Source organism: SAR86 cluster bacterium, assembly GCA_023703535.1.
Taxonomy (GTDB): Bacteria; Pseudomonadota; Gammaproteobacteria; order Magnimaribacterales; family TMED112; genus TMED112.
In genome coordinates this window covers 253,999-279,282 of sequence record CP097967.1, presented here as the reverse complement: position 1 = coordinate 279,282, position 25,284 = coordinate 253,999, and the positions used below count along the sequence as shown (strand labels likewise).

27 protein-coding genes and 2 tRNA genes are annotated in these 25,284 nt (G+C 32.3%); 13 read left to right on the top strand and 16 right to left on the bottom strand.

The window, feature by feature from the left end; genetic code table 11:
- Positions 1-3: 3 nt before the first annotated feature.
- Positions 4-1,347, top strand: a complete 1,344-nt coding sequence (mgtE, locus tag M9B42_01550) for a magnesium transporter (GenBank protein URQ64530.1) — start codon at positions 4-6, stop codon at positions 1,345-1,347.
- On the opposite strand, the gene M9B42_01545 is transcribed toward mgtE, so the two are convergent.
- The 4 genes from M9B42_01545 to M9B42_01530 are packed head-to-tail and all read right to left on the bottom strand — an operon-like array spanning position 1,336 to position 5,615.
- The gene (locus M9B42_01545) at positions 1,336-3,345 is read right to left on the bottom strand and encodes an AsmA-like C-terminal region-containing protein (protein ID URQ64529.1); all 2,010 of its coding nucleotides are present in this window, start codon (positions 3,343-3,345) and stop codon (positions 1,336-1,338) included. The genes mgtE and M9B42_01545 overlap by 12 nt on opposite strands.
- Entirely contained in the window at positions 3,327-3,785 is a 459-nt protein-coding gene (locus M9B42_01540; protein ID URQ64528.1) for a hypothetical protein, read from the bottom strand. Before M9B42_01540 ends, M9B42_01545 begins: the two co-directional genes overlap by 19 nt.
- Positions 3,778-4,575 (bottom strand): hypothetical protein, encoded by a 798-nt coding sequence (locus tag M9B42_01535; protein ID URQ64527.1) that lies wholly within the window; start codon positions 4,573-4,575, stop codon positions 3,778-3,780. The genes M9B42_01540 and M9B42_01535 overlap by 8 nt, the downstream gene beginning before the upstream one ends.
- Positions 4,575-5,615, bottom strand: coding sequence for a rod shape-determining protein (locus M9B42_01530; GenBank protein URQ64526.1), 1,041 nt, complete (start codon positions 5,613-5,615; stop codon positions 4,575-4,577). Before M9B42_01530 ends, M9B42_01535 begins: the two co-directional genes overlap by 1 nt.
- A 49-nt stretch (positions 5,616-5,664) precedes the next feature.
- On the opposite strand from M9B42_01530, the gene gatC reads away from it, so the two are divergent.
- From gatC to gatB, 3 genes are read left to right on the top strand one after another with little or no spacing between them, the layout of a single operon-like run.
- Positions 5,665-5,946, top strand: coding sequence for an Asp-tRNA(Asn)/Glu-tRNA(Gln) amidotransferase subunit GatC (gatC, locus tag M9B42_01525; GenBank protein URQ64525.1), 282 nt, complete (start codon positions 5,665-5,667; stop codon positions 5,944-5,946).
- A complete protein-coding gene (gene gatA / locus M9B42_01520) occupies positions 5,943-7,370 on the top strand; it encodes an Asp-tRNA(Asn)/Glu-tRNA(Gln) amidotransferase subunit GatA (GenBank protein ID URQ64524.1) in 1,428 nt (475 codons plus the stop codon). Before gatC ends, gatA begins: the two co-directional genes overlap by 4 nt.
- The gene (gatB, locus tag M9B42_01515; protein ID URQ64523.1) at positions 7,349-8,788 is read left to right on the top strand and encodes an Asp-tRNA(Asn)/Glu-tRNA(Gln) amidotransferase subunit GatB; all 1,440 of its coding nucleotides are present in this window, start codon (positions 7,349-7,351) and stop codon (positions 8,786-8,788) included. The genes gatA and gatB overlap by 22 nt, the downstream gene beginning before the upstream one ends.
- 2 nt (positions 8,789-8,790) lie before the next feature.
- Here gatB and M9B42_01510 read toward each other — a convergent pair whose 3' ends face one another.
- Genes M9B42_01510 through hemA form a run of 10 tightly spaced genes read right to left on the bottom strand, consistent with a single transcriptional unit; the run spans position 8,791 to position 18,154 of the window.
- The gene (locus M9B42_01510; GenBank protein ID URQ64522.1) at positions 8,791-9,309 is read right to left on the bottom strand and encodes a hypothetical protein; all 519 of its coding nucleotides are present in this window, start codon (positions 9,307-9,309) and stop codon (positions 8,791-8,793) included.
- Positions 9,310-9,365: 56 nt separating this feature from the next.
- Entirely contained in the window at positions 9,366-10,253 is an 888-nt protein-coding gene (locus tag M9B42_01505; GenBank protein URQ64521.1) for an MBL fold metallo-hydrolase, read from the bottom strand.
- On the bottom strand, positions 10,250-11,371 hold the full coding sequence (locus tag M9B42_01500; protein ID URQ64520.1) for a hypothetical protein: 1,122 nt from the start codon (positions 11,369-11,371) through the stop codon (positions 10,250-10,252). The genes M9B42_01505 and M9B42_01500 overlap by 4 nt, the downstream gene beginning before the upstream one ends.
- Positions 11,364-11,813 carry a MaoC family dehydratase gene (locus tag M9B42_01495; GenBank protein ID URQ64519.1) on the bottom strand — a complete coding sequence of 150 codons (450 nt, stop codon included), beginning with the start codon at positions 11,811-11,813 and terminating at the stop codon, positions 11,364-11,366. Before M9B42_01495 ends, M9B42_01500 begins: the two co-directional genes overlap by 8 nt.
- Before the next feature lie 9 nt (positions 11,814-11,822).
- Positions 11,823-13,436, bottom strand: a complete 1,614-nt coding sequence (locus tag M9B42_01490; protein ID URQ64518.1) for a long-chain fatty acid--CoA ligase — start codon at positions 13,434-13,436, stop codon at positions 11,823-11,825.
- A complete protein-coding gene (locus tag M9B42_01485) occupies positions 13,433-14,413 on the bottom strand; it encodes a protein O-GlcNAcase (protein ID URQ64517.1) in 981 nt (326 codons plus the stop codon). Before M9B42_01485 ends, M9B42_01490 begins: the two co-directional genes overlap by 4 nt.
- Positions 14,410-15,144: a HesA/MoeB/ThiF family protein gene (locus M9B42_01480; protein URQ64516.1), complete on the bottom strand. Its 735-nt coding sequence runs from the start codon at positions 15,142-15,144 to the stop codon at positions 14,410-14,412. The genes M9B42_01485 and M9B42_01480 overlap by 4 nt, the downstream gene beginning before the upstream one ends.
- Positions 15,137-15,910, bottom strand: a complete 774-nt coding sequence (gene prmC / locus M9B42_01475; protein ID URQ64515.1) for a peptide chain release factor N(5)-glutamine methyltransferase — start codon at positions 15,908-15,910, stop codon at positions 15,137-15,139. Before prmC ends, M9B42_01480 begins: the two co-directional genes overlap by 8 nt.
- The gene (prfA, locus tag M9B42_01470) at positions 15,891-16,976 is read right to left on the bottom strand and encodes a peptide chain release factor 1 (GenBank protein URQ64514.1); all 1,086 of its coding nucleotides are present in this window, start codon (positions 16,974-16,976) and stop codon (positions 15,891-15,893) included. The genes prmC and prfA overlap by 20 nt, the downstream gene beginning before the upstream one ends.
- Positions 16,973-18,154, bottom strand: a complete 1,182-nt coding sequence (gene hemA, locus M9B42_01465) for a glutamyl-tRNA reductase (GenBank protein URQ64513.1) — start codon at positions 18,152-18,154, stop codon at positions 16,973-16,975. Before hemA ends, prfA begins: the two co-directional genes overlap by 4 nt.
- A 118-nt stretch (positions 18,155-18,272) precedes the next feature.
- Between hemA and M9B42_01460 the strand changes: the two genes are divergently transcribed.
- The 9 genes from M9B42_01460 (at position 18,273) to M9B42_01420 (ending at position 24,749) form a co-directional block, all read left to right on the top strand.
- Positions 18,273-19,073: a hypothetical protein gene (locus M9B42_01460; GenBank protein ID URQ64512.1), complete on the top strand. Its 801-nt coding sequence runs from the start codon at positions 18,273-18,275 to the stop codon at positions 19,071-19,073.
- Between the two features lie 12 nt (positions 19,074-19,085).
- A tRNA-Gln gene (locus M9B42_01455) sits at positions 19,086-19,160 on the top strand.
- Between the two features lie 7 nt (positions 19,161-19,167).
- The gene (locus M9B42_01450) at positions 19,168-20,115 is read left to right on the top strand and encodes a ribose-phosphate pyrophosphokinase (GenBank protein URQ64511.1); all 948 of its coding nucleotides are present in this window, start codon (positions 19,168-19,170) and stop codon (positions 20,113-20,115) included.
- Positions 20,115-20,828, top strand: coding sequence for a 50S ribosomal protein L25 (locus M9B42_01445; GenBank protein ID URQ64510.1), 714 nt, complete (start codon positions 20,115-20,117; stop codon positions 20,826-20,828). Before M9B42_01450 ends, M9B42_01445 begins: the two co-directional genes overlap by 1 nt.
- A gap of 1 nt (position 20,829) precedes the next feature.
- Positions 20,830-21,405, top strand: a complete 576-nt coding sequence (pth, locus tag M9B42_01440) for an aminoacyl-tRNA hydrolase (GenBank protein URQ64509.1) — start codon at positions 20,830-20,832, stop codon at positions 21,403-21,405.
- Complete coding sequence (gene ychF, locus M9B42_01435) at positions 21,395-22,480, top strand: redox-regulated ATPase YchF (GenBank protein ID URQ64508.1); 1,086 nt, start codon at positions 21,395-21,397, stop codon at positions 22,478-22,480. The genes pth and ychF overlap by 11 nt, the downstream gene beginning before the upstream one ends.
- On the top strand, positions 22,473-23,546 hold the full coding sequence (locus M9B42_01430; protein ID URQ64507.1) for a glycosyltransferase family 2 protein: 1,074 nt from the start codon (positions 22,473-22,475) through the stop codon (positions 23,544-23,546). The genes ychF and M9B42_01430 overlap by 8 nt, the downstream gene beginning before the upstream one ends.
- Positions 23,543-24,649 (top strand): hypothetical protein, encoded by a 1,107-nt coding sequence (locus tag M9B42_01425; GenBank protein URQ64506.1) that lies wholly within the window; start codon positions 23,543-23,545, stop codon positions 24,647-24,649. Before M9B42_01430 ends, M9B42_01425 begins: the two co-directional genes overlap by 4 nt.
- Positions 24,650-24,672: 23 nt before the next feature.
- Positions 24,673-24,749, top strand: a tRNA-Met gene (locus tag M9B42_01420).
- Between the two features lie 9 nt (positions 24,750-24,758).
- On the opposite strand, the gene M9B42_01415 is transcribed toward M9B42_01420, so the two are convergent.
- Positions 24,759-24,992: a hypothetical protein gene (locus tag M9B42_01415; protein ID URQ64505.1), complete on the bottom strand. Its 234-nt coding sequence runs from the start codon at positions 24,990-24,992 to the stop codon at positions 24,759-24,761.
- 41 nt (positions 24,993-25,033) lie between these two features.
- Positions 25,034-25,249, bottom strand: a complete 216-nt coding sequence (locus tag M9B42_01410; protein ID URQ64504.1) for a hypothetical protein — start codon at positions 25,247-25,249, stop codon at positions 25,034-25,036.
- Between the last annotated feature and the right edge of the window lie 35 nt (positions 25,250-25,284).

Genomic DNA, 25,284 nt, shown 5'->3' with positions numbered 1-25,284 from the left:
TTGATGGCAGAAAAAATTTCGTCTTCAAAATATGAATTAATTCAAGAAACGATAGCAAACCCTGAATTTAAATCAAAACTTAGTAATATTTTGAAAGAAATGTCAGCGAATGATCTTGCATCTTTAATTCAGAACTCGCCTCCTCAAGAAAGAAAAATAATATGGGATTCAATTGAGCTTGAATATGAAGGTGAAGTTCTTGGAGAGCTAGATGAACAGCTTAGAGACGAATTGCTAAAAGAAATGGAGCCTGAAGAAATTTCATTAGCAATTAGTGATCTAGAAGTTGATGATTTAGTAGATATTTTGCAAGCACTTCCAGAAAAAATCACTAATGATGTTCTTGCATTAATGAATTCTAGAGATAGAGGAAGAATTGAAAATGTTATTGATTTCCCAGAGGAATCAGCAGGGGGATTAATGAATACCGATGTTATTACAGTAAGGGCTGAAAACACCATTGAACTTGTCTCTAGGTATCTAAGATTTTTAAAAAATTTGCCCCAAAATACTGATGATATTTATGTTGTAACAAAAAACGATGAATATTTGGGTATTCTGCCTATAACAAAAATCTTAACATCTGATCAAAATATGACTGTAAGAGAGGTAATGGATACAGAATTTGAACCAATAAGTTCTGAGCTAAATGAAGTAGATGTTTATGATTTATTTAAGGCAAAGGATTTATTTTCAGCACCAGTAGTTAATGATAAAAATCAGCTTCTTGGTCGAATTACCGTAGATGATATTATCGAAATTGGTGCAGATGAGGTTCAAGAAGATTTTAGAGCACTTGCACAAATCGAAGAAGATGTTTTTTCATCTCCCAAAAAATCAATAAAAAATAGAATTTTTTGGCTTTCTATCAATCTTTTAACTGCAATTATAGCTGCAGCTTCAATTAGTCTATTTGCAGATGTTTTCGAGAAAGTTGTATATGCTGCTGTACTCATGCCAATTGTGGCAAGTATGGGGGGAATAGCAGCAACACAAACACTAGGCATATATATAAGAGCAGAAGCAATGAGAAAATTAAACAGGAAAAATTTTAGGTATTTATTCAGAAGAGAATTTATCGTTTCAATAGTGAATGGAATCTTTTTTTCAATTTTCATTTTTGGAATTACTTTCTTTTGGTTCTCTGATTACAATCTTGCAATAGCTATATCCATTGCAATGATTTTAAATTTAATTATGGCTGCTGTAGGTGGTTTTCTTTTGCCCTACATCCTTAGAAAAATTGGATATGACCCCGCGATTTCTGGAGGTGTAATTATCACTACAATCACAGATTTAATTGGGTTTGTTACTTTTCTCGGAATAGTAAGTTTTCTAGTTGTTTAAAACTTCCAAATTATTGTTATTCCCTTTGATTTTGTAACTTGTTTTTGTTATTTCATTGATGTTATCGTCTAAAATTCCAGTAACTAGTGCTGCTCCTGCAGCAGCAGGTATACCTCCAAATATTGCAACATACCACGGAAGAGCCTGAGAAATTTTAGTAGTGAAATCTAAATTTAAATCATATGTATCATACAAAAGAGAATTAGTTGCTATTGTCCCATTAATATCTGCCTTTGCTGGACCAAAATCTAACTCTAAATTACTAATATTTATAAGATTATTTCCCTGAATCAACATTTCTCCATCTAGCCGATCAACATAAAATGAATCTCTTTCATATTTATCAAAATTTAGGTTTAAAAAACTTGAAAAGCTTGTTCTCAAATCAATCAATGAAAGCACCCTCAAAGCATCAAAATCAAAAGAAGTATCAGAGTATTTAATATCTTCTCCATCAACCAAAAAATTGCCAAAAAATTCAAGGCTGTTTGAAGAAATGTTTGCGGAGATGTTTTTGGTTTCAATAGAAAATTTTTCAAAAGTTAGATTTGGAAAATTTTCCTTAATATAGTTCGAATAGTTAACATAAAACTTGGTATTAAGGTTCTTAACAGATAGATTTGATAAATCGAAATTAAAACTTGACGGATATTCCTGTTCAAATGCAAATAAATTTGAATCAATTTTACTTATTTCAAATAGATAATTATCAGCAAAGATATTTAAGCTCTTAGAAAATAAAAACTTTAGTTGCAGAAGATCAGAATTAACAAAAATCTGATTATCAAAAAAATTAATATGATAACTTGCACCTACATTTGGCTTTAAAGAACCATTGATTGCTCTTACTGAGCCTTTATTGTCAAAAGATATTGAAAAAGGATCTTTAAAATCATCTAAAAAACTTGCTTTAAAAACTTCTTCTGCAAATGAGTAGTCTATATAAACATTTTCGCTGTCAGTAAAAGGAAGAGTGCCATTAGCAACAGCATCAACTTTAAAATTATCTACATTCATTTCTACATAATTAATATCAAAATTTCTTGGAAGAAATTGAATTTTTGGATTTGAAAGCAAAATTTTTCCACTTAAAGATCTATTGTCATTCAATAAAGTTAACGAAAAAATAGATTTTACATCTTCAGAAAATATGTTGCTTTGTCTAAAAAAATCATTTGCAGCTAGATTAGACGGAGCCCAATAATATATGTCTCTACTGTCTCCAAGGGTAAGTACTTTTAATTTTAATGCTTTATCAAAATTTATATTAAAAAATTGCTGAGAATTTGCAGTTTCAGCATTCAGGAAGGAGGGAAGTATTTTAAATTTATCATTAAAATCAAGTGAAAGTAGTCCTCTTAAATCACTAAGAACCCTCTCTTCTTCATATATATCTAAGTTAAACAGTGCTATATTGGAATCAATTAAAAGTTTTAACTTTTGATTTTCATAAGAAGCAATTCCACTAAAGCCAGAGATATTTTTAAGTGCATTATCAAGAGAAATACTCGACTCTTTAAATGTAAAACCAAACCTTCTACCCTCTGTTCTAAAATTAGCAATATTAAGACTTTCAATATTTGCTTTTCCCAACAATGCTCTTTTTATACTTCCCTCTTTTACAAAAAAATTAATGATATTTCTTCTCTCATTTGAGGGGTTAACTCTGATTGAAGCTTCATCAATAAATAGAAAATCAATGTAAACTTCTTTAGATAGAAAAGAATTTAGAAGGTTAAGTTTTAAAAATAGATTTTGCCCCTCTACTTTTATATCTCCATCATAATTAAAATTTTCGAGATTTATATCAATGCCTTTTAAACTTTGTCTAAAAGAAATACCTTCATAGGAAAGCTTACCTGCAAAAATTTTATTTATAAAAAATGAGTTTATATTTGAAAAATTTAATGAAATGCCAAAAAGATGGAAGCTTAGCAGAAATACTGCAAGCAAATAAAGGAAAATCCTTAAAATTCCAATTAAATGTTTTTTAACCATTTTTTTCTTTGATTGAGGAAAATTAGTATCCAAACAAACGCATTAATAAATGGATTCACCAAAAATCTCAGCTCATTTTCAGTTGAATAAGTATTTACTGTACTTAATAGTAAGTTTAGAAAATAACTTACCAATAAAATTAGCGTTACTTGCTCAACTAAAGACTTCTGAATCCAATTTATCTTTGAGAATTTTAAAAACAGTCCAATAATAAAAAAAGTTAAAGTATACGGAATTGAAAGTTCACTAAAGAAAAGATCAATTAAAAAACCCTTAAAAACAAAATAATAAATTCCAGGGGGCTCTTTGAGAATTACAATTGCCAATAATGATTGAATTAAAAAAAGGTCTGGTGCCCATTTCCATAAATTAAAGCTAAGCAATAAATAATTTACAACTATGACTAGCAAAAGCCGAAAAATTCTAAAGATATCAGTCATATAGAGTGACTCCTTTGTCTATGGATTGATAAGGATCAAAGAAAAGCTCAATTGTTAACTTCTCTTTGAACATATTTCCTTCTACTATTTCAATTTTAGTCAGCTTTCCAGCGATTAAGTTTTTTGGGTAAATTCCATCGAACCCTGTTGAAAAAAATGTATCTCCTATTTCATAAGTTGATGCTTTTGATTCATTAAAACAAACTGTTTCTTGTGGTAGTCCATTTCCTTGGGCTATACAGTAGAAATTTTTTGAATTCTTTAAAGAAATAAATTCTTCAGGATCGCTCAATAGTCTTACTTTAAATTCATTAGCTACTAATCCGTTTGTTTTGCCGATAATAAAATCTCCTTGAGATACAGAAAAAACCTGATTACCTGAAGTATTTTCAGCTTGAAGGTAAATTACATGTTTTTTACAACAGCTATAATTAACCTGATCAAAAGCTGAGACGTAAGATTTTTTTGTGCTTTTAGATGTAGTTATATTTGTATTATAGGATTTTGAATTTTCTAAAGATCTAACCTTTAGTTCTGATTCATAAATATCATTTTTTAATTTTATGATCTCATTTTCGAGATCAACAATTTTTAAACTTTCGTATTCTTTAAATTCCTGTGAAATGTTTTCGATAAAGTTTTCAGGTATCTTTAATGCCTTCACTAAATACCTTTGTGAAGTTTCGTTTAAATTAAAGTAGTTCGAACTTAAAACTAGGGCGACTATTAAAAGAATGTAAGAAAAGGTGAGAATTATTTTTTTTCTAAATGTAAATATTTCTCTTGGCATTACTCATCAGCAAAAAGATCGAAATCTTTATCCATCAAACCTAGGGCAATTCCGCCACCTCTAGCAACACAGGTTAAAGGATCTTCAGCAACTGTTGTAGGTATTCCTGTACTTTGTTCTATCAGGGTGTCTAAACAATGCAATAGTGCTCCACCTCCAGTTAATACAATTCCATCTTGTGATATATCTGCTGCAAGCTCTGGAGGAGCTAATTCAAGTGCAGTTCTGACAGATCTTACTATTGCTGATGTTTGATTTTCGAGCGCTCTAAAGCCATCTTCTTTTTCGAAGATGACTAATTCAGGTATACCTTCAGCTAAATTTCTTCCTCTGAACTCATAAGCTTCGAATTCTTTTTTACAACTTAATGTTGCGCAACCGACTTGTAATTTGATTAATTCGGCTGTTGTTTCTCCAATTACTACTCCAAATTTTCTTCTAACATAAGCCTGTATTGCCTCGTCAAATTTATCGCCACCAACTTTTAGAGACTCTGAATAAACAATTCCATTCAAAGACAGGATAGCAACTTCAGAAGTTCCACCACCAATATCAATAACCATACTGCCTCTAGGTTTATCAATGTCTACTCCTGCGCCCAATGCCGCTGCAATAGGTTCCTCAATCAACTTAACAACGCTCGCGCCAGCAGATAATGCTGATTCTCTGATAGCTCTTTTCTCAACTTGAGTTGCCTTTGATGGAACGCAAACTAGAACCCGTGGACTTGGAGACAAGATGCTATTATTTGAAACTTTTTTGATAAAGTGCTGGAGCATTTTTTCTGTCACATTAAAGTCCGCTATGACTCCATCTCTTAATGGTCTGATAGCATCCATTTGACCCGGAGTTCTTCCAAGCATTTTTTTTGCATCATGTCCTACGGCAATAACAGACTTCTGTCCATTAGTTTCCTTAATTGCCACTACAGAAGGTTCGTCCAAGACGATTCCATTTTCTTTTGTGTAAATTAATGTGTTAGCGGTTCCTAAATCAATTGATATATCATTAGAAAATAAACCTTTTAAAAATTTTAACATTTCAAATATATCTCTATAATATTGAGAACTTTATAGAATAAGGCTTTTAATGAATAAAATCGAGTTAAAAAATCTATTATTTTTGGCGCGTCTCCAAGTAAAAGAGGAAGATCAAGATAAAACAATAGAAAAATTGCAAAACACTTTCGAAATGATCGATCAAATGAATGATCTGGACCTCGATAAGTTTGAGCCACTGAATAATCCGCTTGAGCTTACTAATGTAAGCCGCTCAGATGAAGAAAAAAACAGAAATAAAAAGAAAGAGTTTTTAAAAAAGTCGCCTAAATCTGACGAAGATTACTTCGTTGTACCAAAAATAGTTGAATGAATTTCCAAGAAACAAGAAATAACTTTCGAAAAAAACAAGTCTCTGCTAAAGAACTAACTGAAGAAAGTCTAAAAAAAGCAAAAGAAAAGAGTGAACTCAATGCATTTATAAGTCACTTTGAAGAATATGCATTGGAGCGAGCATCAAATATTGACGCGAATTTTGATGAGTTTAAAGACAAACCTCTCGGTGGAATTCCTATTGCCCATAAAGATATTTTTTGTACTGACGGAAAAAAAACTACATGTGCATCCAAAATGTTAGAAAATTTTATCCCGCCATATGAGTCCACTGTGACAAAAAATTGTAATGATGCTGGTTCCATTATGATTGGCAAGACAAATATGGATGAATTTGCTATGGGCTCATCGAATGAAACTAGCTTCTTTGGTCCTGTTAAGAATCCTTGGGGTCAATCATTAGTTCCTGGAGGGAGTTCAGGTGGCTCTGCTGCCTGTGTCGCTGCTGATATTACAACAATTTCTACTGGTACAGATACTGGAGGCTCGATAAGACAACCTGCTGCTCTTTGTGGAATTACTGGACTTAAACCTACTTACGGCCTTGTTTCTAGATGGGGAATGATTGCTTTTTGCTCTAGCATGGATCAAGCTGGCCCTCTAGCTAGAGATGCTTTTGCCTGTTCAGCATTACTCAATGCCATGGCGTCTTATGATGAGAAAGACTCTACCTGTTCAAAAAGAGAATCTATTGATTATGAAAAAGGATTAAATAAAGATTTTGGTAAATTAAAGATTGGCATCTTAAAGGGTATTGAAAATCTTGGAATATCAGAAGAAGTATTAAATGCTTATGAAAGTTCTAAAAAAATACTTGAACAATTAGGGCATAGTTTTGTTGAATTAGACTTTACAGAACTATCAAGTGGTATTTGCTCATATTATGTTATTGCTCCAGCTGAATGCTCTTCAAATTTATCAAGATTTGATGGTGTTAAATATGGCCATAGGTCAGAGGCAAAAAATATAAGCGAACTGTATCTAAAAACTAGAGCTGAGGGCTTTGGAGATGAAGTGCAAAAGAGAATTTTAATTGGGTCTTATGTTCTATCTGCAGGTTTTTATGATGCGTATTATAGAAAAGCACAAAAAGTAAGAAGAATGATTAAATCCAAATTTGATGAATTTTTTAAGGATGTTGATTTAGTTTTTTTACCTACAACTCTAGATCAAGCATTTGAAATGAATAGAGAAAGTACAGATCCAAACAGAATGTATAAAGAAGATTTATTAACCATTCCAGCAAATCTCGCAGGGCTACCAGCTATGTCCTTACCTAATGGTTTTTCAAAGAACCTTCCGATAGGCGCACAATTTGTTGGAAATTATTTCTCAGAGGAATTATTACTAAATACCGCACATAAAATGCAGGAGGTGACAGATTGGCACAAAATGACACCCTAGTTAATGGTTGGCAACCTGTAATTGGTCTTGAAATTCATGTCCAGTTACAAACCAATACAAAGCTTTTTTCTCCCGCTAAAAATCAATTTGGTGAAGAGGCAAATACTCTTGTAGACCTTATTGATATGGGTCTGCCTGGTGTTTTACCTGTGCTTAATGACGGTGCTGTGAAACAGGGAATAGCTTTTGGTCTAGCGACAAATGCAGAAATTGCTAAAACAATGGTCTTTGATAGAAAAAATTATTTCTATCCAGATTTACCAAAAGGCTATCAAATAACACAACTACATTATCCAATTGTAAAAAATGGTGTTGTTGATGTTGAAGGCAAACAAGTTAGGATTCATCAAGCACATCTAGAAGAAGATGCAGGGAAATCAATGCATGATGTGTATGATAGTGAGTCAGTTGTGGATTTAAATAGATCAGGAGTACCACTCCTTGAGATTGTATCTGAGCCTGATATTCGCTCAGCAGAAGAGGCTGTAAAGTACTTAAAGAAAATTCATCAAATTATCACTTATTTAGATATTTCTGATGGAGATATGTCACAGGGCTCAATGCGTTGTGATGCTAATGTTTCTATCATGCGACCTGATGATAAAGAGTTTGGCATTAGGGCAGAAATAAAAAATATCAATTCATTCAGATTTGTGGAGAAAGCCATAAACTTTGAAATTAAAAGGCAAATCAAAGTTTTGGAATCAGGGGAAAAGGTTGAGCAAGAAACAAGACTTTATGATTCTATAAAAGACGAAACAAGATCGATGAGAACAAAAGAATTTGCTAATGACTATCGCTACTTTCCTTGTCCAGACTTAGTACCTCATGAAATATCAGAAGAATTAGTGAAAGAAATTAAAGATAATTTAAGTGAACTGCCAGAGGAGAAGCAAAAAAGACTCATGGAAACCTACAACCTTAATGAATATGATGCTGGCGTATTATGTGCTGATAAATCAACTGCTGATTTCTTTGAAGAAGTTGCAAAAGAGGCCGATGTTGAGCTTGCAGCTAAGTGGATAATAGGCGATCTCAATGCGTTGTTGAATAAAAATGATATCAGTCTTAAAGAGAGTAAAGTTAATGCGGTAAATTTCTCTAAACTTATTCAAAACATCTCTAATAACACTATCTCAGGAAAAATTGCGAAAGATGTTTTAGATGAAGTTTGGCAATCAGGCGAAGATGTAGCCAAAATTATAGAAGGCCAAGGCATGCAACAAATCTCAGACGAAGGCGAGTTAGAGAAAATCATTGATAAAATTCTTGCAGAAAATACAAGCCAGGTAGAAGCTTATAAATCTGGCAAAGACAAACTATTTGGTTTCTTTGTTGGTCAAGTTATGAAAGCCACAGAGGGGAAGGCAAATCCAGGCCTTGTGAACAAACTACTTAAAAATAAAATACTAGGTTGAATTTAATCCCAAGTTTTTAAAATACTTTCATCTAAACTTTTATCTATAGGTCGCCTAATGCGCATATCCTCATTAAAAAGGACATCATTAATCACACTTTCATCTGGTAAATGGAAGAAATCTTTAAAAATCTCACTGCTCCAATAATCCCTTTCATCTTTCCCCATCTCTCCTTTCCTTGAATCACTTGTCCAGTAAAAATTAATTCCAAAATTTGCTGTAAAAATAAAAAGATTTTCTCCTTCAATATTATTTTCAAGTTGTTCGCCTATTGTTGGCAAGTGTTCCTCATCTTCAAACTTACTATTCCATGCTTCTTTTGAAAAATTTCTCTTATATTTCCCTAGATTCTCCTTAGAGATTTCAGAGAGGCTAAGCATTTCAACAACAGAGGATTTGTTGGATTGGTTATAGATGTGAGTTCTATTGAATATTTCATCATAAACTATGTGAAGTCTTTGCTTTGAAAAAGATTCCATGAATTCTGTTTTTTTAAAACATATCAATTCAGATTTAAACATTTTTTCATTTTAACAATTTATGATGAAACATGATTTTATTGAAAAATATAAAAATATTAATTGATTTCAGCGAGATCATTAGCTAACACAACCTCTCCAGCATAATGTTGTGATATTTCAGCAAGAATCTCTTCTTCTGTTGAGCCCCAAAAAAGTATGTGAGATAAAACTAATGTTTTTGGCTTTAGCTGATTAGCAATTTTTGCTAATTCGCTTGGACTGGTGTGATGGGCTTTATGATAAATTTTCCAATCTGGCTCTTTCTTTTCAAATCCTGCTTGTGAGTAAACCTCATGCACTAAAATATCAATATCTTTGCCGTATTTCATTAAATTTTTAGAGGGGCCAGTATCTCCTGAAATTAAAATTGTTTTATCTTTTGTTTTTACTAAGAAACCATAGGAGTCAGAAAGATCACCATGATCGTTAAGAAATGCAGTTACTGAAATATTATCATCCTCATAAATAGCCCCCTCTGCAATGCTCGTAAAAATTGTTTTATAACCTTTATCATTTTGTGGTTGAGTACCATAAATTCTGTAATCAATATCAGGTTGATAAGCCTTGATAATATGTTCTGCCATATCTTTTGCTGCTTCAGGACCAAAAATCTTTAGTGGCTTATCCCGCCCCATTATCCAGGGTGTAATTATCAAATCCGCTAAACCTAAAGTGTGATCAGAGTGAATATGGCTTAGAAAAGCGTACTCAAGCTTTGTTACATCAAAGTTTGAAAAACTCCCGCCCCAGTTAGTTGTTAGTGCAGCCACTCTTCGCACTACGCCTGGACCAAAGTCAAATAAATATGGCGTGTCATCAACTAGAACTAGATATGCTGATCCCATTCTCTCTGGGTTAGGATTCGGTGTGCCAGAACCTAGAACAAAAAAATGTGTTGAAGCATGTAAATTTATACTTAGAAAGAGTGCAAATAAAAATTTCATTTCTCAAAAATAGCTATTCGATCAGATTTGTAAGCACCAACAAAAACTTTATCCTCAAATGGATATGCAACTGAGGCTCCACCAAAAGCAACATCGGCAAAATTGTATTCTTCTATAATGTTCAAATCTTTATCAGCATGAATGACAAAAAAAGGTGTTGGACATTGTAAAACTGTTTCTTCAATACATGCCAGTCCGCCAAGATCGGTATTTTGTCCGCCAATCCAAAGTTCATCACCTACAGCGATGACATTATCTGGGCCACCATTTAAGAATGTTCGTAAAACTAAGTCATTTCGACTGTCATTGCTAAATTTTGAGATCATGCCATTCATTCTGTAATTGACGTATAAATTATCATTAATCATTTCAATGCCATTTGGCCAAGTGCCAGCTGATTTCGGTACAATAGAATAACCAACTTTTGAATTCCATTCATACACATGACCAGTATCAAATCTAAAAATATTTAGAAAGAAGAGGTAGTAAAAACCCAGGTCTTTATCATACTGGTGAGTGGCAAAAAATGAGCCTTCGTTATCGTAAACAACAACATCATTGAAATAGGTATTTTCTTTTGGTGCTTTTGTACATCCAACCCAAATTAATGTTGGGTTTGTTTTGTCTGAGAAGGTTACATAATCAGGAAAAATTAGAAAAAATTCTATACTGCTTACTTTTTGATGATTTACTACAGCAAGTAATGAAGCTTCCTCTAAAAAAGGACTTAAGTTCTCACCAGTAAGTTTTATACCCTCATAAATATCTATGCCATGTGGGTAAAAATCTTTATATGGTTCGCAATTTTCATCTCCGATGCCTAAACTATTTTTCTCTAAAAACTCTATATCAAAATCTTCTATCTCATTAGTTTTTAGATCAAGCTTCGAAAGTTTGCCAATTAAAACCCTTCCTTCATTCAATTCAGGTAGGCCGGCAAATTGGGATACTACAATAGAATCCTCTTCAGGAATTTTGGCAAAATCTTCAGGGTTTTGTAGATTACATATTAATTCTAGAGTGCCTAGACTTTTACAATCATTGATATTCTCGTAATCACTGGAGCATCCAGTGATTACAAAAATTATAAGAACTAACTTTGCTAGGTGTTTATACAAATATCATTGCGAGATTTTCGGCAACAAAACCAGGTTTATCTGCACCTTCAACCTCAAGCTCAATTTTAAATTTAAGCAGCCAACGACCACCTTCTTTTTCAGTTACTTCAATTAGTTCACTGTTATATCTGCAGTTTGAGTCAACCGGAACTGGACTTACAAATCTAATTTTGTCGTATCCATAGTTCATAGCCATTTTAGTGCCTTCAATAGGAATGGCTGTTTCATAACCTTTTCCCACAGATAGTGAAAGCATAAGAGCTCCATGTGCTATTGTGCTTCCAAATATTGGTTTAGCTCTCTCAGGATCCACATGAATGAATTGTGGATCATCTGTTACATCTGCAAATGTATTTATCATGCCTTGGTCAACTTTAAACCAAGATGTGCTTTGCACTTTTCCGATTTCTTTATGTAAATCTTCGGGTTTTATTGCTTCCATTTTTTTCTCCTATTTCATTAGATGATCTTTAAATTGATCTCTAAGATTAACCTTTAGAACTTTACCAGTTGCTCCTAAAGGTAATTCGTCAACAAATACTATATCATCTGGCTTCCACCATTTAGCAATTTTATCTTCTAAAAAGCTGTATATAGATTCTTTATCCTTTTTATCTCCTGCAGCAACAATTAATAAAAGAGGCCTCTCATCCCACTTTGGATGAGCTACTCCAATTACACAGGCTTGCATAACATCAGGATGTCCTTGAGCAACATTTTCTAAATCAACAGAACTTATCCACTCTCCTCCTGATTTAATGACATCTTTTGCTCTATCAACGATAGTCATATATCCGGCAGGATCTATACTTGAAATATCTCCAGTATCAAACCATCCGTCTGCATCAACAGCATCTTCTTCAAATTTATAATATCTTTTATTTACCCATGGTCCCCTGATCAGAAGTCTACCAAATGCTTCACCGTCTTCTGGCAATCTTTTGCCGTCATCATCAACAATTTTTAGCTCTACTCCATAAACTGGTTTACCTTGCTTTGTTTGAAGTTTGTACATTTCTTCTTTTGGCATTGCTTCCATTTCTTTGGTTCTAAGATTGGCTGTGGCAAGTGGACTTGTTTCAGTCATGCCCCAACCTTGGACTACATTTACGTCGTGCTCTTCGTCAAATTGTTTAATCATTGAATATGGCACCGCAGAGCCTCCAATTACAGTTTGTTTTACGCTATCCAGAGTGATTTTTTGCTCAGTACAATAATTTAACAATCCCAACCAAATTGTTGGCACTCCGAAGGCTAAAGTTACTTGCTCTTTTTGGATTAATTCAACCAATGCAGCTCCATCCATACCCATACCTGGTAGAACGAGCTTAATACCATTCATAGCGCCAATATATGGAAGTCCCCAGCCCATAACATGAAACATTGGCACTACCATTAAAATAGAGTCGCTTCTTGTAAAACCTAATCCATTCGCAGAGGATCCAGCCCAAGCATGCAATAAAGTTGATTTGTGAGAATAAAGAACTCCTTTTGGATTACCGGTTGTGCCTGATGTATAACATAAACCACACGGTGCATCCTCATCCAAGAGTGGCCACTCATAATTCTCATCACCCTTTTCAATAAATTCCTCATAGGAAACCGCATTTTTAAGATTTGATTCAGGCATTTCCTCTTTTGAACAAAGAAGAACATATTGCTCTACTGTTGGACACTTATCCTGTACAGCTTCAAGTAATGGTGCAAAAACTGTTTCAGTAAAAATTATTCTATTTTCAGCATGATTTATTATGTAGACCACTTGCTCTGGATGGAGCCTAAAGTTAATAGTATGCATTACAGCTCCCATACCTGAAATGCCGTAGTAAAGCTCCATATTTCTGTAAGTATTAAGTGCTAAAGAGCCAACATTTTGACCTTTCTTAATTCCATATTTTTCTAGTGAATCACCAACTTTTTTAGATCGTTTGGCAACTTCACCATAATTCGATTTATGAATTTTTCCATCAAGTGTTCTTGAGACAATCTCAACTTCAGGAAAATTTCTTTGTGCGTAATCAATAATGCTTGCTACATTTTGATTCCAGTTCTGCATATTACTCATTTTTCGCCCCTTTTTTTTAAGTAGTGTAGATAAGGATACCATTCATTTTTCAGTGGAGAAAACCATTCTTGAAGAATTTTTTTGATTTTCATATTTTCTGAATCAGTTATTTTTAATTTATTTTTTGGATTAAACAAATGGATGAGTTCAATAAGATTTTTATCAAGCTTATTTTCTTTAAGTAGCTCTTCAAAAGAAATTGTTTTGCCGTTTATGAAATGTCCAAAAGTGTTAATTATTAAACTATCTGTATACAGCATTCCTGTTAAATTAATAAAATACATTTCTTTTTTCTTGAGATATTGAATGTCTAAATGATCAAAATAACTGTAATTCAATAGTTCAGGACATGAGTCGACTGTAAAATAGTTATCCCAAACTGCAATATTGCTGTTGTCCATATCCTCAAGATCGTTATCTACTTCATCATTTAACTCTTCAGAAATAACCTTAGGGCCAGTCCAAATAAATGTTTTATCTTTAGGGAAATTATTCTTAAAGCTAGCAAAATACTCTTTAGTATTTTGGTTTTGATCTATAAGTTCAGATGTATATATGCTTGGACAAAAAATAATTTCACTATCCTGAAATTCACTTTCTACTCTATTAAAAATATCAAGTTGGCTTTTTAAATCATAATCTTCAGTATCATCAAAGAGTATAGCGAAATGATTGCAGCCAAGAGATTTAAATTTATTTATCTTATTTGCAAGTGAACCATAATCATTTGTTTTTGGACACAAACCAGCACTGATTTGAATATGCTTTTCATTTGCGTTGTGACAAAAATTTTGAAATTGCTCTTCCCACTCTTTTGAATGATCTAAATCAATATGCTTTCTAATAAAGGGATCCTCTTTGGGAGCATACAAATAAAAGTTAAGATTATTATTGCTCAGTGACTCAACAATAGAATTTCTCTGTGAAAAGCTCATTAAGCTTCCATAAAAACCCTCAACAACACCTAATTTTTTCATAGCCGATTTAGTCTACAAGATTTATCAGGAAAAACTCTGTTTTTCTTGATTTCAAATTTTGAAGTATCAACTCTAATTAGAGTTTCAGTTTCTTCAAATTTTCCACAAATAAACCTCATTCCAATTAGTGACTGCATTGAGGCTATAACTGCTACAGCAGGACCCAAAACACCAAGACTTACACAATGGTTAGTCTCTAAATCACCTGACTCTTTGAATAAACAAGAGTAGCAACAATGTTCTTTTTTTGAATTTTTAAAAATTATAATTTGACCATTAAACTCAGAAGCTGAAGCAAAGCAGATTGGTTTATTTAAATTCACCATTTCTTCATTCAGTTCAAATGAAGCTTTTAGATTATCTGTACAATCAAAGAATAAATTAGAATTAATTCTCTTAAAGTTAATTTCTGATGACTTTACAGGATAGATGTTTACTTCAACCTCTTTATCTAAATTAATTAAATAATCTTTAAGGGCTTCAACTTTTTTTCTACCAATATCTGATTCTTTATAAAAAACCTGACGATGAAGATTCCTCTCTTCGACCGCATCAAAATCAATAAGGTTAATCTTTCCAACCCCTGCAGCTACAAGATAGACTGCTAATGGTGAACCCAAACCGCCACAACCGATAATTGTGACTTCACTTTCACAAAGTATCTTTTGATCTACATAAGAAAAATCATCTAAGACTAGCTGTGAGTAATACCTTTGGGGAATTCTATTCAAGTTTGCCAAAAGTAAACCTCTCCGTCCTTTTAAGGTCTTTAATCGAACTGACGTCTCTAAAGCCATTTTTCTTCAATAGATTTTTTATTATCTTTTTTTGTTCAGGAGAATGCTCCAAAAAAATAATTCCTCCGTAATTTAAATAATCTTTTGATTGAGAAATTATTATTCTAAGATCTTTCAAACCATTTTCATCTGAAAAAATAGCCTCTTCTGGTTCAAATTTTAAACTCTCATTTGTGTTGGTGCTCCTATCTACGTATGGTGGGTTGCTTACAATTAAATCGTACTTCAACGACACTTTCTGATACCAGTTTGAATTTAAAAATCTAACGTTTGCATTATTTTTTTTAGCATTTGTCTTTGCAATAGATATTGCCTTTATACTCACATCAACTGCATCAACGGTGGCTTTTGGAAATATTTTAGATAGTTCAATAGCAATACATCCTGTTCCAGTGCCTAAATCAAGAATGCTTTTTGGCTGTAATTTAGAATTTTCTATGTGCTCAATTAAAGTCTCTGTTTCAGGTCTTGGAATTAAGACATCTGAATTGACCTCATAATTGCCGTTATAAAAATCCCAATTTCCAATAATGTACTGAATAGGCCTTTTTTCAGAAATTTCAAAGCATATTCTTTCTACATCTCTTTCTAAAAGATCATTGGTTTTTAATAAAAAATGAAGGCCCTCTTCGTAGTCCTTACCATAAGCATTACGCCAAGCATCGGAAATAGTTGTTAATTTATTGTGATTGTTCTTCAATTTCTAAAAGTTTTTCAGCATTACTTTGAGTGATTAATGAATCAACAATTTCATTCAATTGTCCATCTATCACGGATTCTAAGTTGTGTACTGTCAATTTTATTCGATGTTCAGTTACCCTCCCTTGAGGATAATTATAGGTCCTAATTTTTTCACTTCTATCTCCAGTTCCCACCATATTTTTCCTTTTGGAAGCTCTTTCACTTTCTAATTTTTGTTTCTCAAAGTCATGAATTTTTGAGGAAAGGATACTTAGGGCTTTTGCTTTATTTTTATGTTGTGATTTTTCATCCTGTTGAGAAACAACTATTCCAGTAGGAATATGAGTAATTCTCACCGCACTATCAGTAGTGTTTACTGACTGACCACCAGGGCCAGATGCTCTGAAAGTATCAATCCTAATTTCGCTTTGATTAATTTCACTTTCTTTTATGTCATCAACTTTTGGCAAAATTGCTACTGTAGAAGTTGAAGTATGAATTCTACCTTGTGATTCTGTTTCAGGAACTCTTTGTACCCTATGGACACCTGATTCAAATTTCATCCTCTCATAAACTTTTTCTCCAGAAATCATTGCAATAATTTCTTTAAATCCTCCGGGGCCAGATATAACCTCTTTTACTTTTTCAACTTTCCAGTTATTCCTTTCTGAAAATCTTGAATACATTCGATAGAGATCACCAACAAAAATTGCTGCTTCATCACCACCAGCACCAGCTCTTATTTCAAGATAAATATCTTTTGCATCATCCTCATCTTTTGGCAACAATTTAAACATTATCTCAGTCTCTAGTTCAGTAAGTTGGCTTTCTGTTGATGATTTTTCTTCTTGAGCTAGATCCTTCATATCTTTATCAAGAAGCAATTCATTTATTTCTTCTAAGTTCTTTTCGAGCATCAAATACTTTTCATAATCTTCGACAATGTTTGAAATTTCAGATAATTCTTTATTTAACGATGTAAGTTTTTGTATATTGCTTGTAATTTCTGGTGTTGAAAGAGATGCATTTAGATCTTTTTCTTTTTTCTTTAAGTTTTCTAAAGTATCTCTTATTGAATCTCTCATTTGGACTTTTTAATAAAGCTTATAATTGAAGGGTCATCAATTATTTTTGATAATTCATGGGCATTCTTTGACGCAATTTCATTAGCAAGATCTTCTAAAACTTCTTCTACATCAATGCCCTTTTTTAAACTACTTTTAGCTTTTTTAAGCGCTTCCGTTTTTGCATTGAAAATTTTCTCTCTAGCTTCCTTTTGGTTTCTCCCCATCATTTGCTTATTTCTAAGCTTTCTAAATTCTTTATCAGCATTTAACTTAATAATTTCTTTAGCAGCATTAACTTCCTCTTTTCTAGTATCCTCATTTTTTTTCAACATCTCTCCCAACTCATCGAGAGTAATGACAGTCACATTTTTATTTTTTGGAATCTTAAAAGATATATTTCTTGGAATTGCTAAATCAAAAACTAAAATATTTTTTTGAATTTTTGATAAAAAATCTTCTTCAATAAAATTTTTGTTAGATGATGCAACTATGACGACTGCATCAGATTTTTTAAGATAGGTATTAATTTTCGAAAGTGAGTCGCTTTTTATTCCACTTATTTCAACATCAGATCTGTTCACTAAAAAGACTTCTTTCCCTTTTTTATTAAGTTTTGGCACTAACTTTCGAGAAACATCACCACCACCAATAACGAGAACAGAGTTTATTTCATCTTCGTTTGATATAAATCCTTCTACTATAGTTGATATAGAAAGTGGGTTCTTTGATAAATCAGTTTCAGTTCTTATGAGTTTTGAAAATCTTATCGCATTATTAAAAGTATTTTCCAATTCAGTATTTAAAAATCCCATTGAACGTGAATTATTTAGCGATTTTTTTACTTGGCCGAATATATCTGGCTCACCAATTATCATTGAATCTATACCTGTCATCACTTTTAATGAGTGTTTAAATGCTTCAGTACCAGCGTACAGATATTGGTCATTTTTTCTGAGATTTTCAAATTTATTTAAAATTTTAGAAACAACCTTTTCAAAATTTTTTATATCAGACCTTGAGCAGACTGAGTAAAATTCAGTTCTATTGCAAGTTGAGAGCAAAATCCCATTATCAAATGTATTTGTAATCTTTAGGTTTGTGAGAACTTCATCTATTTCCTTTTTATTAAAGGCGAACTTTTCCCTTACTTCTAAAGAAGTAGATTTATGACTTATGCCCCAACAATGTAATTCCATAATTAGACCTTATTTTTATATATAAATTATAAACGGATGTGCAAGTTTATCTGTTTGAATTGAGTTGTTCAATGTAGTAACTGAATTCTCGCTGTAAAAATAATAAAATTAGCATTCTATGGACTCATTCACACATAAATCACCAGCAAAGATCAATACTTTTTTAAATGTGCTATCTAAGAGAAATGATGGCTATCATAATATTTATACACATTTCGAATTAATTGATATTTTTGATGAGATAAATTTTGTTCCATCCGTGAAAAACTCATTTTTTTGTGATGACCCTAATCTTATTAAGAATAATATTATTGAAAAAACCTGTAGTTGGTTTAATGAAGTATTTAATAAAAAACAAGTTTTCAATATAAACCTTAAAAAAAATATTCCTTATGGCTCTGGACTTGGTTCTGGAAGTTCAAATTCAGCTTCAACCCTAATATTTCTTTGTATGTTTCATGGAGAAAAAATTAAAAATTTAGATAAAACTGAAATTTCAAAAAAACTTGGTGCTGATATTCCTATTTTCTTAGAACAAAAAAGTGGTTTTGCTAGTGGAGTTGGTGAGGTATTTGAAAAAGAACACTCTTTTAAAAGTGAATATTTAATAATTTCGCCAAATTTCAACATTTCAACAAAAGATCTCTACAATTCAAAATTTCTTCAAACAAATCGCCATCCCGATAAAAAAACTAATTCATTTTTTGAACCTCTTAAAAGTGAATCAAATGAATTTAAAGCTTTTTATGACTATTTAATCGATATTGGTAGCGAAAGATTTAGAGATAAATTAAAACTTACTGGTACCGGCTCAAGTGTTTTTTTAGAAAATCCCTTGAAAGATGATATTGAGTTATTGAAAAGAAATACTAAAAAGAAGTTTAGAATTTTTGTTGCTAAAAGTTTAGAATACAATTGATTTTAATGACAATGGGGTGTGGCCAAGTGGTAAGGCAGCGCCTTTTGGTGGCGCCATTCGTAGGTTCGAATCCTACCACCCCAGCCAACAGATGATGGAAAAACAATTACTATTTAGCGGAAACTCAAATAAACAACTAGCAAAGTCAGTTGCGAAAAACCTCGGAAAAAAACTAGCTCCAATCAAAGTGAGTACTTTTAGTGATGGCGAAGTGAACGTTGAAATCGATATCAATGTTAGAGGCTCAGATACATTTATAATTCAATCTACAGACTCGCCTGCTGAAAAGAATTTAATGGAGTTAGTTCTGATTGCAGATGCTTTAAAAAGAGCTTCAGCAAACTCAATTACAGCCGTCGTTCCTTATTTTGGTTATGCCAGACAAGACAGACGAGTAAGGTCAGCAAGAGTTCCGATAAGTGCTCGTGTTATTGCTGAAGTCTTAACCAGTGTTGGCATTTCCAGAGTTATTACTCTTGATATTCACTCTGAACAAATTCAAGGTTTCTTTTCTTTTCCAGTAGATAATATTTATACATCAAATATTATGTGCAAAGAAATTATTGGTAAATATAAAGTTGAAGATTTACAAGTAGTTTCACCAGATACTGGTGGTGTTATAAGGGCAAGATCAGTTGCAAAAACGCTTGGTGTAAAAGATTTAGCTATTATTGATAAGAGAAGAGAAAAAGCTAATGAGTCAGAAGTTATTAATCTAATTGGTGATGTAAAAGATAAAGTTTGTATAGTTCCAGATGACTTAATTGATACAGCAGGTACTCTAAGTAATGCAAGCCATGCATTGAAAGCAGAAGGTGCAAGAGAAGTAATAGCATATATTACTCATCCTGTACTCTCAGGGAATGCTATCGAAAATTTGAATAAATCAGCTATTGATAGACTTGTGGTGTCAAACTCTATTGATATTGGTGACAAATCAAAAAAATGTCCTAAAATAGACGTCTTTGATATATCGCCAATAATTGCTGAATCAATTAAAAGGATTACAACAGGCGACTCAATAAGCGAACTTTTTAAATAATGGAAACTTTAAAATTAAAAGCTGAAATAAGAGAAAAAACAGGTGGCCTCTCATCAAAGAAGGCTATTTATGAAAATAAATTAGTACCTGGAGTTGTTTATGGAGGAAAAGATGCACCAGTTGCAATACAAGTCAAAAACAACGAACTTCTTAAAATCATTAATAATGAATCAGTTTTTAACTCTCTAGTTGAATTAGAACTTGCGGACAAAAAACATAATGTTGTTTTTAAAGATGTACAAAAACATCCATCAAAGAATATTTTTATCCATTTCGATTTACAAAAAGTTTCAAAAGGTACAAAAATCAATGTTACTGTTCCGGTTATTTTAACGAATCAAGATAAATGCTTTGGAGTAAAAATCGAGGGTGGAGTGATAAATCATGTATTAAAAGAACTTTCAGTAATAGCTGATCCAGATAATATTCCAGAATTTATCGAAGTAGATATGGAAGAAATAAAATCTAAAGAAAAGGTAAGGCTAAGTGCACTAGAAAAAAATTCCTCTTATAGTTTTCCAAAATCTTTGAAAAATCAAGATCCTGTAATTGTTTCAGTATTAACTGCAAGAGGTGGAGCAATGCTTCTTGAAGATGAAGTTGAGGAAGATGCTGATGCTGTTGAAGGTGAAGAGGCAACAACACAGGAAGGTGATAATGAAAAAGCTCCTGAAGAAAATAAGCCAGATAATTCTGAGGAGAAATCAGAATAAATTGCTTCATCTTTGTATCGTTGGTTTAGGCAACCCAGGCGATAAATACTCAAAAACTAGACATAATGCAGGTTATGACTTCCTTGATTTAATTGCCAAAGAATTCAATACAGATTTTAAATACTTAAAAAAAATTGATGCAGATTATGTTGAAATTGATTTTGAAGATCATAAGATTGCTTTGATAAAACCAAGAGAATTTATTAACAGAAGCGGCAAAACACTCCAACTTGTCAGGAAATATAAGGTTAAAGACACTAAAGATATATTAGTAGTCCATGATGATATGGACCTTGAGCCAGGTGATGTGAAGTTAAAGCTATCTGGAGGTCATGCTGGACACAATGGTCTAAGAGACATTTTAAAAGTAATAGGAAACGAATTTGTCAGATTAAGATTTGGTATAGGACATCCACCAAATAAAGAACAGACAGATTCTTGGGTCATAAAGAAACCAAACCCGCAAGAAAAAAGGGAAATGGCAAATGCATTTGAGAGGGCTATAAACAATATCGACAAAATCTTACTCAAAGACTGGATGATTATAATGAACGACCTTCACTCTAATGAGCATTAAATGTGGAATTGTGGGTTTGCCTAATGTTGGTAAATCTACTCTTTTTAACGCCTTAACGTCCCAAAAAATTCAAGCGGAAAATTTCCCTTTTTGTACTATTGAACCAAATATTGCAAGGGTAAATATACCTGACTCAAGACTAGATAGGCTTGCTGAAATTAATAATCCTGAAAAAGTAGTTCCGTCTTACATGGAATTTGTAGATATTGCTGGTCTCGTAAAAGGTGCACACTCTGGGGAGGGGCTTGGAAATAAATTTCTATCCCATGTTCGAGAAACACAATGTTTTGCACATGTAGTGCGTTGTTTTGAAGATACCAATGTTATTCATGTAGAGGGTAAAATTTCTCCTATTGACGATTTAGAAACTATCGAGACTGAGTTAGTTCTCAGTGATCTTGAAATAGTTGAAAAAAGAATTGAAAAAGTGGGAAAACAATTAAGAAATGGAGATAAGGCTCTCGAAGATGAATATGAATATTTGGAAAAAATTAAAAAAGAATTATCTGATAAAGGTTTTAATGCTGATTTAAGCTCTAACAGTGATGAGGACTTTTTAAAAAACTTGCAACTCATTGTGTCAAAATCTTTTTTTTATATTGCAAACCTGCATGAGGATGATGAAAAAAATCTCTATATTTCTGAACTCGAAGAACATGCTAAAAAAACTAATAAAGAGCTTATAAAAGTGTATGCAAAGGCTGAGGCAGAATTAATAGATCTCGATGGAAAAGAAAGGCTTGAATATCTTGATATGCTTGGCTTAAAAGAGCCAACACTCGATGTAATAATAAAAAAAGGTTTTGAGCTATTAAATCTTTTTTCTTATTTCACAGCAGGACCAAAAGAAGTGAGGGCCTGGTCAATTAAAAGAGGTTCAAAAGCACCCCATGCAGCAGGTAAAATTCATAGTGATTTTGAAAAAGGATTTATTAAAGCAGAGGTAATAGGATTCTCTGACTATATTGAATGTGGTGGTCAACAAACAGCAAGAGATAAAGGAAAACTAAAGATTGAAGGAAAAGAATATCTCGTTCAAGATGGAGATGTAATCGAGTTTAAATTTAATGTTTGAAGTTAGTGTAATAATCCCGACTTTCAATGAATCGCAAAATATTCTTAGGGTCATCAATGAAATAGAAAATAATCTGAAAAATTGTGATTATGAGATTATTGTTGTTGATGATAATAGCCCAGATGGAACTGCTGATACAGTAAAAAAATATACAACATCCAATAGCAGAGTTTCCTGTATCAAAAGAACTTGGAAAAAAGGGCTTTCTTCAGCAGTTGTAGAGGGTTACGCATTATCTACAAAAAAACATATTTGTGTGATTGATGGTGATGGACAGCACGACCCTAAAAATTTGGAGCTTTTCGTTAAAGCCTTTGAGAATAATGAAGTAGATATTGTAATTGGTTCAAGATTCTTGAATAAAAGTGAAACACATGGATTATCAACTGCCAGAAATACATTAAGTAATCTAGGGATAAAAATTACAAATTTCTTTTTAAGTAAAAAAGTTACGGACCCTCTATCTGGTTTTTTTATAATAACGAATCAAAAGTTTGGCGAACTGCAAGAGAAACTATATAAAGATGGTTTTAAAATTCTGTTTGATCTTCTGATGCTAAATAAACAATTGAGGGTGAAAGAAGTTGGAATAGATTTTAGAAGTAGAATAGCTGGTGAAAGCAAGCTTAATATTTCAACAGTATTTAATTTAGTTGGACAGATATTTGAGAATATATCTAGAGGGCTTATTCCAGCAAACTTTGTAGTATTTGCTTTTGTAGGCACTTTGGGAGTATTAGTCCATTTAATAATGCTCAAAATTCTTTTGACACAAAGTATAGGTTTTATCGTAGCAAATACATTAAGCACATTACTCGCCATGTGCTCTAACTACTTCCTCAATAACTACCTAACCTTCCATAATATTCATAGATTATTCAAAGAACGAATGAAGGGATTGATTAAATATTGTTTTGCTAATTCCTTTTCTATACTTGCAAATATTGGTGTTGCGTCGCAATTTTATCTGAGTGAATTTTCTGTAATTGCATCTGCTTTATTTGGAATATTGGCAGGATTAATATTGAATTACTTTCTTAGTGTAAATTTGGTCTTTAAAAAATGATATTAAGAGCTCTAAATATTACATTCTTACTTATAATTTTGAGTTTTTTTTATCAAAAAGCTAATACAGGAAACTTTTATAATTGGGATGCAATAGCCTACACCATGGCAGTTCAGCTTGATGAAGGCAAATCTACTGATGAAGCTCACGAATACACATATAAAACCTTAAAAAACGAAGTTGATCCTGGTCTTTTTCAAACACTTTGTTGTACTGGAAAATATAGACAAGATCAGTTTGATAGCCCAGGAAATCTTAAGTCTATGATGCCAATGTATGCACTAAAGCCGGGCTATATTGCTCTAATTAAAGTAGTGAAGTTATTTACTGGATTGAATGAATATCAATCCATGAAATATATTTCTATTTTTTCTACATTAATTATGACGTTATTATTTTTTATAACTTTCTTTTTTCAAAAAAACTTCCTGCAATTCATATGGATTCCATTGGTTTTCTTTTCTCAATTTTTATTTCTCGCAAAACTTATGACTCCTGATGCAATCACTGCATTACTGTTTTTAATTTCAGTTATGTTTTTAGTGAAGAATAAACTTTATACCTCTTATCTTTTGATGGCATTAACACTTTCATTTAGACCTGACATGATTGTTGCAGCTGGCCTTGCAGGATTATTACCACTAATAAATAAAGATTTTCGAATGCCAATATTTAACTCTATTATTTTTTTATCAATATACTTTTTGATTTCAGCAAGCATTTCTCACAATGGTTGGTGGAGTCATTTTTATACAAGTCTTGTCAGCACACAAAGCAATTTAAATCTTTTTGATCCATCGTTTGATTTAAATAAGTATTTTGAAATTTTAATCGGAAATACTTTGTGGGTTCTTAATGACATTAATTATATAGTTTGGTTCTCGCTTACTTTTATAATTATTTTCATGAGTGCTTATTTTGTATTAGAAAAAAAATCTCAATGGATTAATCTCATTGCCTTAAGCCTGTCAGTAGCAATTATTATAAAATTTATTATTTTTCCAAAGGTTGATTCAAGAGTCTATTTAGCTATTTTAGTGCCTGCAATTTATGCATTCTCTTTGAATTCTTTAAATCTTCGGGAAAGGATTGACTCTAAATAAAAACTTATTATTATCAGAATCTTGGCTATGTAGCTCAGCTGGTTAGAGCGCAGCATTCATAATGCTGAGGTCCTTGGTTCAAGTCCAAGCATAGCCACCAATCTATAGGCTATTTTTTAAGAATACTAAAGATTATTATTAGAGAAACTAAAGCTATCAATCCTTGCTGTCCAATCATATCTAAAATTGCAACAAAATTTGTGTAAACCTGACCAACAAATGCAGTTTCCGGACCAAAAATAATGCCTAACAATAAAGAAGCTGAAACCAGAACCAGCAAAACTTCAGTTAAAGAGTTTAGAAAATCTTTTATTTTTTTGAAATTGAAATCGAAAAATTTCATACCTTAAAGAGCATGGGGGTTACCCCCCATGCAAACTATCGTTATTTAATGTTTAGCACACCCATTACGATAAGTAATACGATTAGACCAGCTAATCCATTATCACCTAACATAACGACGTAACCCATAATGGTATCAATTACATTTCCGAAGAAATAAACTTCGCCACCAAAGACGATTGCTGCAACGATCCCAAGACCGATTACACTTGCTAAAACACCAGTGAGACCTGTAATAAAGTCTCTTACTGTTTTCATAACACTATCCATAATTCCCCCATGAAATAGTTCAA